The organism is Vibrio barjaei (assembly GCF_001639065.2).
GTDB lineage: Bacteria > Pseudomonadota > Gammaproteobacteria > Enterobacterales > Vibrionaceae > Vibrio > Vibrio barjaei.
In genome coordinates, this window is the sequence record NZ_LQXO02000047.1 from 24,888 (window position 1) to 34,525 (window position 9,638).

Genomic DNA, 9,638 nt, shown 5'->3' on the forward strand with positions numbered 1-9,638 from the left:
TGCTAGCTTTAATTATCTAACTAAACATGGAAGTGACTCATGGATCTGCGAGTAAAGCTAGGTCAGCATTTATCTGTTGTGCTTATCACCATTTTGTCGGCTGGTTGCAGCGCAGCCTATCAAGGAAAAGTTAACGACGCTGAAGTCCATCTTGTTGACTACTTTCAGCGTTCAGAAGGCGCTCAAGCTCTGATAGATAACATGGATAAGCTCAATATCGATCATGCTTATGTCATGGGGCTACCAGTTATTAAGAAGTGGGATGCCTCCGCTCCTAAAACACCGCGTTTTGTCTATGGCGATGATTCCCCTGTCTACTATTATTCGCACACAGACGAATTGATAGCCCGCGAAGTTGAAGCATTACCCGCGGCAAGCCAAGCCAAGCCAAGCCAAGCCAGATTACACCCTTTCCTCAGTGGCTTTAATACCACTGATCTCAATGCCGCAGAACTTATCGAAAAGGAACTCAAGTATCGACCTGGTTTCTGGCAAGGTATTGGCGAAGTGATTACTAGACATGATCATTTAACAGCATTGACTGCCGACGAGAAGCCGCGCGCGAATCACCCCGCGTTGCAAAAAGTGTATCAACTCGCCGCACAATACGACTTGCCCGTGCTGTTGCACACCAATATCACGTCGCAAAGAGAAGATAATCCACTTTATTTACAAGAGCTCGAGCAAGCATTGAGCACCAATCCAGACACCCGCTTTCTATGGGCTCACGCAGGTACCACGTCCACTCTTACTCGCGCTATTAAAATGAAGTTTCTCTATGAAACCGTCTCAGATTTACTCAGCGAGCATGATAATCTCTATATTTTGGCGTCGTGGACTCTGATCGACGTCATGATGCCTGAGGGCAAGTTGGATCGACGCTGGCTAGCGCTTATAGAGGCTTACCCAGATCGATTTATGGTTGGCAGCGATGTAGTTGGAGCATTTGGTTATCAGCAAACCGCACTAAGCACTTGGCATCCCATTTTGTCAGCGCTGCCTAAGAACATCGCAGACAAAATGGCCTACCAAAATATGTTGGACGTACTTCCCAAGACTCGCTAGCTAAGCGATTGCATTTTTTGACTCCAGCGCTGCGCATCTGCCAGCGCTGAGAACACCTCATTTTGCGACAAACCTAAATGCGCTCGATGACGCTCCACGCCTTGCCAGTCTGCCATTTCAAAGCACTCTCCTAGAGACAATAAACAGCCATACGGACCTTCACGCTCCAGAAGTGCATCTTTAATCTCATTGGAGAGAGGAAGCTGATGCAACAGCTTATCTAAAGAGAGGTCCATCAAAGCATCTAAGATAGAAAACAAACCAATCATAAAGGCTTGATCCCGGTGCTGTTTGAATTGAGGGTGTTTAGTCATCAAACGGCAGAATTGTGCTCGTTGCAATGAAAGCTCATACAGTGCCTTCGGCTTATTACTAGAAATAAAGGATGCAACCGTAAGAGAGACAAACAATTTAAGCTTCTCTTGACCTAGATAGATCAATGCCTGGCGAAAAGAGGAAATTTCAGAATCTAAGCGAGGACTGAGCGTATTCACAAATTGCAGCAGCTTATAAGAGAGTGTCACGTCTTTGGAAACAATTTGCTCAACCTTATCAAAGTCGACTTCAGATGCACACACCTGCTGAAAAAGCTCCATGGCCACCAGCTGCTCTGAGCTGATGTAAACTTGTTTCTCCATAATAGGCTTACTAAAAAAGAAACCTTGGAAAAACTTAAAGCCTGCTTGTTTAGTCAGTAGAAACTCTTCTTCAGTCTCAACACGTTCAGCAAGGTAGTGACGAGGGCTTCCTTTCGCCTTTTGTTGTATAACGAAAGCGCACGCTTTCTCTACACCCATCGCCATAATGTCTAGCTTTACAATCTGCACAAACGGCAAGAATCGCTCCCAAGCTTCCCTGTAGACAAAATCATCAAGCGCTATCATATAGCCCAGTTGATGAAGTTCTTTGACGACCTGATAGAGCTCGTCATTAGGCTGGCAAGTTTCTAGGATCTCAATCACTACGTTCTGCTTGGGCAAAATTAACGGCAAGCGACGTATAAGGCTCTGATGTGGAAAGTTAATAAAACAGCGTGACGCAGTGATGCTAGGGTTGGTCCCTAATGAAAGATAGTTCTCTGCTATCAGTCGGTAGGTCGCCCTATTCGCTTCAACGTGTGCAGGAAACGCGTTTTTTTCGCCGTCTCGAAAAAGAAGCTCGTAGCCTAGTGTATGACGACGAGCATTAAAAATGGGTTGGCGAGCAACGTAAGTAGCGTACATATCTAAGCCAATCAGGCTATGATTTTGCTGCGGCCAGCAGCGCACCACAACCGACAAACATCGAACCAAACACCTTGTTTATCTTCGCCATAATACGGTCAGAACGAATAAAGCGTCCCATTTGTGACGCTAGGGAGGTATAGCCAAGCATGACCATTGCATCAATCGCTACTGTGGTCACACCCAAAATAGCCAGCTGTGTTACTTGATCGCCATTCGGATCAATAAACTGAGGAAATAACGCCACCAAAAACACAATAGATTTGGGATTAGTCAGGTTGATAAAAACCGCACTACGCATCAAATTCCATGCACTGCGATTGTCCTGTTCCGCCATTGCGGTAACCGATGACGTGTCACGCCATTTTTGAATGCCCAACCAAATCAAATAGACCACACCAATCCATTTAATCACGCTAAAAGCAATCGCCGATTGAGCCACTAATGCTCCAATGCCTGCACCAACGAGCACGATATGTATCGCCAAGCCTATCTGCAGTCCAGCAATCGCGGCTAACGATTTACGCGTCCCATAACTGATACCATTGCTAATTGAGTTCACCGTGCCAGAGCCCGGCGCTAAACTAAAAACAATCGCCGTTACGACGTACGCTAACCAAACATGATAATCCATTGTATTTCCTTACCACTGATTTACTCGTATCCTAGTAATGAGGATAGTGGGCAAAAAGCATTCTATTCGATTCAAAAATATCGAAAAAACAGCATATTACACATAATGCACCAGATAGGCTAATTTATGAGCAAATTAAACGCTACCGATGTCACTTATACTCAAGAGCCACAATTTGAGCAAGTTATAAACTCACAAATTGCTCAATTATGGGAGAATCGACAGGAAGGCACGCTAAAAGCAAAAGATGGCACCAAGCTCTTTTGGTGTAAGTTAACTCGCCCAGAGCATCAAAAAGCACTTGTTGTCGTGAATGGCCGCATTGAATCGGCTTGGAAGTACCAGGAGCTATTCTATGACTTCTTTCAGCAAGGCTATGACATCTATTCTTTTGATCATCGTGGACAAGGACTCTCTACTCACCTAGCACCTAATCCTGAAATGGGCCACGTCCATGAGTTTGACGACTATCTTGACGATATGCAGATGATATTGGATACGTTCGAACTTGAGCGCTACCAGCAACGTCACCTACTTGCCCACTCAATGGGCGGAAACATCGCCACACGCTTTATTCAAACTCGCCCTCATCATTCATTCGATAAAATAGCACTTAGTGCTCCTATGTATGGCGTGAGTGTACCATGGTACCTCAAGCCCATCGCGACCCTAGTCGCGCAGATTATGACGGCCATCTACCCGAAACCAACGTTTGCGCCAGGGTATCAAGGTTATGTCGCTAAACCTTTTGATATCAACCCTCTTTCACAAAGTGAAGTCCGCTATCACTGGTTCCGAGACCTGTACGAAAAAATGCCGGAACTGAAGATTGGTGGACCAAGCACTCGCTGGGTGTGGCAAGGGTTAATGGCCGCAAAGCAGTGCATTCAACAAACTCGGCAAGTGAAAATACCGCTTCTCCTCGTGCAAGCAGGCGCGGATCAAATTGTTAGCAATCAGGACCAAAGTAAGTTCATCAATAAGCTTTCACGTACCAATAACCAAGCTCAAATGATCACAGTTCAAGGGGCTAAACACGAAGTACTGTTTGAAAAAGATGAGTATCGCAATCAAGCAATGGATGCAATTCGCCATTTCTTTAGTGCCGAGAAGCGATAACGCAATTGGTAACAGTTTGGGTAAATGAGGAAATATTTCTGTAACCCATTTACCCTCTTTTTCTGGTTTAATATCCCCTACAATAGAGCCATTCCACAATGCTGCGAATTCACCCTATCCTCCAATGACAAAGAGAGAACTATGACCCTTAACCGCGATTCCATCAAAATTGTTGCTTCTGATTTAGACGGTACACTACTGGCAACGAACCACCAGCTTAGTGATAACTCCAAACAAACACTTAAGGAACTTCACGCGAAGGGATATACGTTTATTTTTGCCACTGGTCGTCATCATGTGGACGTGGCTGGGATTCGTGAATCAGTCGGAATTCCTGCTTACATGATCACATCAAATGGCGCACGTGTTCACGACCAAAACGATCGATTGCTGTACAGCCAAAACGTGCCTGAGGAACTGGTACAACCGATTGTTGACGTGCTAAGCACAGACAGCGAACTATTTGTTCATATGTATCAGGATGAAAAGTGGCTACTCAATCAGGAAGATGAGTACTTACGTAAATTCCATACTGAAACCGGATTTACTTACCACTTGTTCGATGCGACCCAAGCACCGACTTCTGGTATTGCAAAAATCTTCATTACTCATCCAAAGCAAGATCATGAACATTTGGTGGAATTTGAAGATGCTTTACGCGCCAAGTTTGGTGATTCCCTAAACATTGCGTTCTCCACACCTTGGTGTCTAGAGGTCATGGCAAAAGAGGTGTCGAAGGGTGACGCTCTGCAAGCTGTAGCAGAAAAGCTAGGATTTGGCTTAGCAAACTGCATCGCATTTGGTGATGGGATGAACGATGTAGAAATGCTAACAATGGCAGGCCATGGCTACATCATGGAAAATGCGCACGACAAAGTGAAACGTGCTCTACCGAACAATGAAGTCATTGGCAGTAATGCCGATGATGCCGTCGCTGAGTTTTTAAAACAAAACCTTATCTAACGCGACGATTCCAACCGTCAAATACTCCCATTCTCGTCCCTATATAGCGCATATCCTAGCTATCGAGAATGGGAGTTTTGTTATCTGGCGACTCGGCTTAAGATGGCTTGCCATTCAGACTCAGTAACTGGCATCACGGAAAGTCGATTGCCTCTTTTCACTAAAGGCATCTCCATTAACTCCGGCATAGTTTTAAGTGCACTCAACGGCAACACGCGCTTAAACTTTTCGCCAAACTCAATGTCTACCATTAACCAGCGAGGATTATCGGGATCAGACTTCGCATCGTAATATTCGCTTTCAATATCAAACTGAAAATGATCGACATAGGCCTCTTTGGTGATCGTAGCTAAACCCGCTACACCAATTTGCTTACATGAAGAGTGGTAGATCAATACCGAATCACCCACCTTCATCTCATCACGAATCATATTTCGAGCTTGATAGTTGCGAACGCCTTCCCAACAGGCTGTACCTTTGACACGTAATGTATCAATCGAAAATTCGTCTGGCTCTGTTTTAAATAACCAATATGCCATAATGGTCCTTGTATCTGTGTTTCTTGTAACTTTGACTGACTAAGGAAGAGATTAATGAAAATGTCGCGTTTACCGCTCGCATTTGCTCCACTCATATTGCTTCAAGCGTGTTCTTCTTTCAACACCACTGATTCAAACAAGGACAGTCAGGTTCCTCAAGCTGAACTGTCTCGTCCAGAAACTATCACACCGCAAACCTATGTGATGCGTGGCCAAGCGGTTATCGGTCACGAGACACGCACTATTCAGCCTTGTGGTAGCCAACATCAATATTGGCTTCAATTGCCGAAAGAAGTACGAGAACAAGCGGAAAGACTTACACAGAGGCCCTACCAACCGGTTTATGCTGAAGTCATTGGTTATTTAGAACCGCCGAGTCATCGAGGGTTTGATTCTGATTACACGGGGCGTTTTGTCGTGAAACAAGTCAATATGATCACCGCAGAAAACCCAAAGCGCTGCGAGCAGCCACTTCGTTCCACGCAAGTATTGGGGAACGAGCCGTTTTGGTCATTAAAGTTTGATAATGCGCAGCAAGCCAGCTTCACTTTACTGGGTGAAGATAAGCAAACCCTAAAGCTGAAAGACACGGCTATTACTCAAACCACACGTCGTTATGAATTTGATAATGCTAATCTGCAAATGAGCAGTAAACCATGTAACGATACTATGAGTGATACCATCTATGGATGGAGTGCAGCGCTCACCATGGGGGAACAGACAAGACAAGGCTGTGGCACCTTATCAAACAGTGACACCACCCTCAAATGGACGGGCGAGTATCTTGCGCAATCCACAGAGACCGCCGGTTTTACAGTCTCTATGACGCTACTTCCTGATCATACAGCTATTACTCGCTATGAATACCCAGACAACTCACCCGCAACGGAAGAGCGCGGATTTTGGCAGCAGCTCAACAACCAACAGGTTCAAGTCATCATGACTCGCCACCAACAGCAGTACCTTGTGTCACAGCGAATTTTCACGCTGTCAGATAACCAGTTAACAGCAACTCAAGAAAAAGTTGGTGATGTACTCTATCCGATCGCTAATGGCGGCTTGGTGTTGTTCAAGAGTAATTAACCATGACGCAAGTGTGCACAACTTGTGGTTTTATCCACAATTGCTACTGTGAAGCGATCCCGACGATCGCTTCAGATCTTTGTTTTACCCTGCTAACTCATCCTAATGAATTTCAGCGAGAGACCAATACTGGAAAGCTTGTTGCGCGGGTAATCAAACAGGTCAACATCCGCGAATGGCAGCGTAAACAGCCCGACCCATACTGCGTGCCTGAAAACAGTGTATTAACACCAGTATTGGTGTTCCCTGATCAAGACAGCATGCCACTGACACAATGGCAAACGCAGCATCCCATGGCCAGTAATTTCATTGTACTGGACGGTACGTGGCAAGAAGCGAAGAAAATGTTGAATCGCAGCCATTGGCTACAAAACTTACCTAAAGTCCATCTTGAAGCTACGCAAAGCTCTCAATACCAACTAAGACGTAATCAGGAAGCGGGTAATCTGTGCACATTTGAAGTGTGTGCACAGATGGTCAGAGAGCTAGAAAGCAGTGATGACGCCAACGCAATGCTGACGTTCTTTGAACAGTATTTGCAGAAGTTTCAAGCCGAGCGTAGTGGGCACGCTCTGCCTAGTTGTTCTCAATAAAGCACGTTATAACTTAAGCTCAAGTAATTGTTGGATATGATTAATTTCAATATCTGGCAGTTGCTTGAGGCGCACCGTCTGCCTTGGCGATTTTGCTTTGTCGTTAAACCAGCAAGCACTGAAGCCGTTACGTATCGCTCCAGCAACATCAGTGAGCACATGATCTCCAACATGCAGGATATGACGACGTGGCATGGCAAGGTGTTGTGCCGCTTTCTCAAACATATCGGGGTAAGGCTTAGCTCGTCCATCGTGACCCGCTTTAAGGATCAGATCGAAGTACTGACTGAGCCCTATCTTCTCTACGTCTACATTACCATTGGTGATAGCCACTAGTGGGATCTGTTTACTCAACGCGGACAGCACATCATGTGTTTCATGTGGAACATCGAAATCGCTACGCCAAATCAATACCTTTTCTATCAGCGTTTGTGCAGCCTTGGTTGCTTTTAGATCATCGTAACCCAAATGCTCCAAACCCTGTTTAATCTGCTGATATCGCCATTGGGTCACGTCGTGCTTTAACGCAGGATCCGCTTTAACCAATGCCATCTTAAACTCATGCCACTGCTTTTTATCCCAACACTGACTAATTGGATGCTGTTGATATAGCCATTGTGCCGCTTGCTGTTCTACGCGGATTATCACCGGGAAATTATCATAAAGCGTATCGTCAAGATCGAAGGTCATGGCCTCGATACGGGCAAGGCTACGATAAAAGTGCATCTACTCGTCCTCTTTCTTTTTAGGCGTACTATTCTTATGGGCACGAGGGTGTGCCTGATCATAAGCTTGAGCCAAATGTTGAAAGTCGAGGTGAGTATAAATCTGAGTGGTTGAGATATTTTCGTGACCAAGCAGCTCTTGCACTGCTCTCAGGTTATTACTCGACTCCAGCATGTGCGTAGCAAATGAGTGACGCAGTTTATGTGGACTGACATGGCTAGCAAGAGACTGCTTCTGCCCCCATTCCGCCATACGCTTTTGCACGCTACGATGAGAGATCCGGGTACCAAGCTTCGACACAAATAACGCCACCTCACCTGGCTTGGCAAGTTCTCCACGAACTTTGAGCCATTTCTTCGCCCACTCAGTGGCGTAGCCTGAAAATGGCACCTTACGTTCTTTGTTACCTTTACCAATAACGCGAAGCTCGCCGCTGGATAAGTTCAGGTGTTTGACATCAATGCTGACCATTTCTGCCAAACGCAGTCCAGCACCGTACATCATTTCCATCATGGCGCGATCACGTACCGCCAGTGGATCATCTTCATCAACCTCAAGCAGTTGGTTTACTTCATCGACATCGAGGTTTTTCGGCAATGGACGTTGCTTACGCGGTGCACTCACACCCTTCGCTGGATTTGCCGTGAGTTCACCACGTAAAATCAGAAAATCAAAGAAGCTTCGCAGCGATGAAAGCCTCGTGGCGATGCTGCTGGCTTTCATACCCTCACGCATGCCTTTACCCGCAAGCTGCCTTACCCAGCCGGCATCGACTTGCGTCCACGCACCAATACCCATTTCGTGCAAGTGCATGCCCATGGTTTCTAGCTGTTGGCGGTAGTTACGTTGAGTGTGGAGACTTAACCCTTTCTCACTACGAAGGTACTCGTAGAAACGCTCTAGCGGCTTTTGCAACCCACTAGGCAGTACTTGGTCTGACATCGTCTTCCTCTTGCGCCTGCCACTCTAAACTTTCACAAAGATAGGAGACCACCAGCGCTAAGTGTCTTAAAAATAAGGTATCCATATCCGGCTGAAAGTGACCGCCATCTTCGCTGGAAAAAATCAATAAACCTTGGGCGAATTGACGCTTTAATGGCAAGACTACATACGAACCGAGTTCAGGAACTTTTCCGTTGGCAATCTGCTGCTCAGTAAACAACATGGTTCTGTCGGCTTGACGAAGACGGCCTAGATAAGCGTCTTTTCCATTGAGATGATTGGTGGTAAAACGCTGCCAACTTTCCATAGAAAGCGGGTCAGCACTTTGTTCATCAATTAGCTTCAAGTAACCATTAAGGTTAAGCCCTTGAGCCGTTTGCTTAATCGCATTTACAACACTTTGCAGATCTCGGCACTTGAGTAGATTCTCTTGCAGTGACATAAACTCATAAAAGGTTTTGTCATTACGAGCGGCCAGAGACATCAAGGCAGTAATTTCTTCTTCCAGCGCTTCAATACGTTCGCGCTGTCGTTGTAATTGGATACCTACGAGAGAAACAGCACCTTGCTGTTGGTGCGGTAGGGACAGGGATTCAACTAGCGATTCTCTACCCTTAAAAAAATCTGGATGATCAGAAAGATATTGTGCTACCACTTCTGCTGTAAGGTGGTTCGCTTCAAACTCAGACAAAATGTTTCCCTTTATTCCCTGTCAGTAGATAAAAAATGGCGGGCCTATTTCTAGGACCCG

At 45.7% G+C, this 9,638-nt stretch carries 11 protein-coding genes; 5 read left to right on the forward strand and 6 right to left on the reverse strand.

What is annotated here, in order from left to right; translation table 11 throughout:
* The first annotated feature begins 39 nt into the window (after nucleotides 1-39).
* Entirely contained in the window at nucleotides 40-1,065 is a 1,026-nt protein-coding gene (locus AWH66_RS20190; protein ID WP_063605190.1) for an amidohydrolase family protein, read from the forward strand.
* On the opposite strand, the gene AWH66_RS20195 is transcribed toward AWH66_RS20190, so the two are convergent.
* Nucleotides 1,062-2,288: an EAL and HDOD domain-containing protein gene (locus AWH66_RS20195; RefSeq protein WP_063605189.1), complete on the reverse strand. Its 1,227-nt coding sequence runs from the start codon at nucleotides 2,286-2,288 to the stop codon at nucleotides 1,062-1,064. The two genes, AWH66_RS20190 and AWH66_RS20195, sit on opposite strands and share 4 nt — an antisense overlap.
* A 16-nt stretch (nucleotides 2,289-2,304) precedes the next feature.
* The gene (gene rhtB / locus AWH66_RS20200) at nucleotides 2,305-2,922 is read right to left on the reverse strand and encodes a homoserine/homoserine lactone efflux protein (protein WP_063605188.1); all 618 of its coding nucleotides are present in this window, start codon (nucleotides 2,920-2,922) and stop codon (nucleotides 2,305-2,307) included.
* Nucleotides 2,923-3,048: 126 nt separating this feature from the next.
* On the opposite strand from rhtB, the gene AWH66_RS20205 reads away from it, so the two are divergent.
* A complete protein-coding gene (locus AWH66_RS20205) occupies nucleotides 3,049-4,041 on the forward strand; it encodes an alpha/beta fold hydrolase (RefSeq protein ID WP_063605187.1) in 993 nt (330 codons plus the stop codon).
* A 141-nt stretch (nucleotides 4,042-4,182) separates the two neighbouring features.
* A complete protein-coding gene (locus tag AWH66_RS20210; protein WP_063605186.1) occupies nucleotides 4,183-5,004 on the forward strand; it encodes a Cof-type HAD-IIB family hydrolase in 822 nt (273 codons plus the stop codon).
* 80 nt (nucleotides 5,005-5,084) lie between these two features.
* On the opposite strand, the gene AWH66_RS20215 is transcribed toward AWH66_RS20210, so the two are convergent.
* Complete coding sequence (locus AWH66_RS20215; RefSeq protein WP_063605185.1) at nucleotides 5,085-5,543, reverse strand: EVE domain-containing protein; 459 nt, start codon at nucleotides 5,541-5,543, stop codon at nucleotides 5,085-5,087.
* 54 nt (nucleotides 5,544-5,597) lie between these two features.
* On the opposite strand from AWH66_RS20215, the gene AWH66_RS20220 reads away from it, so the two are divergent.
* Nucleotides 5,598-6,626: a COG3650 family protein gene (locus tag AWH66_RS20220; RefSeq protein ID WP_063605184.1), complete on the forward strand. Its 1,029-nt coding sequence runs from the start codon at nucleotides 5,598-5,600 to the stop codon at nucleotides 6,624-6,626.
* A gap of 2 nt (nucleotides 6,627-6,628) precedes the next feature.
* Nucleotides 6,629-7,219, forward strand: a complete 591-nt coding sequence (locus tag AWH66_RS20225; protein ID WP_063605183.1) for a tRNA-uridine aminocarboxypropyltransferase — start codon at nucleotides 6,629-6,631, stop codon at nucleotides 7,217-7,219.
* 6 nt (nucleotides 7,220-7,225) lie between these two features.
* On the opposite strand, the gene yigB is transcribed toward AWH66_RS20225, so the two are convergent.
* The 3 genes from yigB to AWH66_RS20240 are packed head-to-tail and all read right to left on the reverse strand — an operon-like array spanning nucleotide 7,226 to nucleotide 9,578.
* A complete protein-coding gene (gene yigB, locus AWH66_RS20230; protein ID WP_063605182.1) occupies nucleotides 7,226-7,945 on the reverse strand; it encodes a 5-amino-6-(5-phospho-D-ribitylamino)uracil phosphatase YigB in 720 nt (239 codons plus the stop codon).
* Entirely contained in the window at nucleotides 7,946-8,887 is a 942-nt protein-coding gene (gene xerC, locus AWH66_RS20235; RefSeq protein ID WP_063605181.1) for a tyrosine recombinase XerC, read from the reverse strand.
* Nucleotides 8,865-9,578: a DUF484 family protein gene (locus AWH66_RS20240; protein ID WP_063605180.1), complete on the reverse strand. Its 714-nt coding sequence runs from the start codon at nucleotides 9,576-9,578 to the stop codon at nucleotides 8,865-8,867. Before AWH66_RS20240 ends, xerC begins: the two co-directional genes overlap by 23 nt.
* Between the last annotated feature and the right edge of the window lie 60 nt (nucleotides 9,579-9,638).

Bases quoted from the DNA above. Each gene is read 5' to 3' on its own strand.
- AWH66_RS20190 (WP_063605190.1), top strand. From the start codon at position 40: ATGGATCTGCGAGTAAAGCTAGGTCAGCATTTATCTGTTGTGCTTATC.
- AWH66_RS20195 (WP_063605189.1), bottom strand. From the start codon at position 2,288: ATGTACGCTACTTACGTTGCTCGCCAACCCATTTTTAATGCTCGTCGT.
- rhtB (WP_063605188.1), bottom strand. From the start codon at position 2,922: ATGGATTATCATGTTTGGTTAGCGTACGTCGTAACGGCGATTGTTTTT.
- AWH66_RS20205 (WP_063605187.1), top strand. From the start codon at position 3,049: ATGAGCAAATTAAACGCTACCGATGTCACTTATACTCAAGAGCCACAA.
- AWH66_RS20210 (WP_063605186.1), top strand. From the start codon at position 4,183: ATGACCCTTAACCGCGATTCCATCAAAATTGTTGCTTCTGATTTAGAC.
- AWH66_RS20215 (WP_063605185.1), bottom strand. From the start codon at position 5,543: ATGGCATATTGGTTATTTAAAACAGAGCCAGACGAATTTTCGATTGAT.
- AWH66_RS20220 (WP_063605184.1), top strand. From the start codon at position 5,598: ATGAAAATGTCGCGTTTACCGCTCGCATTTGCTCCACTCATATTGCTT.
- AWH66_RS20225 (WP_063605183.1), top strand. From the start codon at position 6,629: ATGACGCAAGTGTGCACAACTTGTGGTTTTATCCACAATTGCTACTGT.
- yigB (WP_063605182.1), bottom strand. From the start codon at position 7,945: ATGCACTTTTATCGTAGCCTTGCCCGTATCGAGGCCATGACCTTCGAT.
- xerC (WP_063605181.1), bottom strand. From the start codon at position 8,887: ATGTCAGACCAAGTACTGCCTAGTGGGTTGCAAAAGCCGCTAGAGCGT.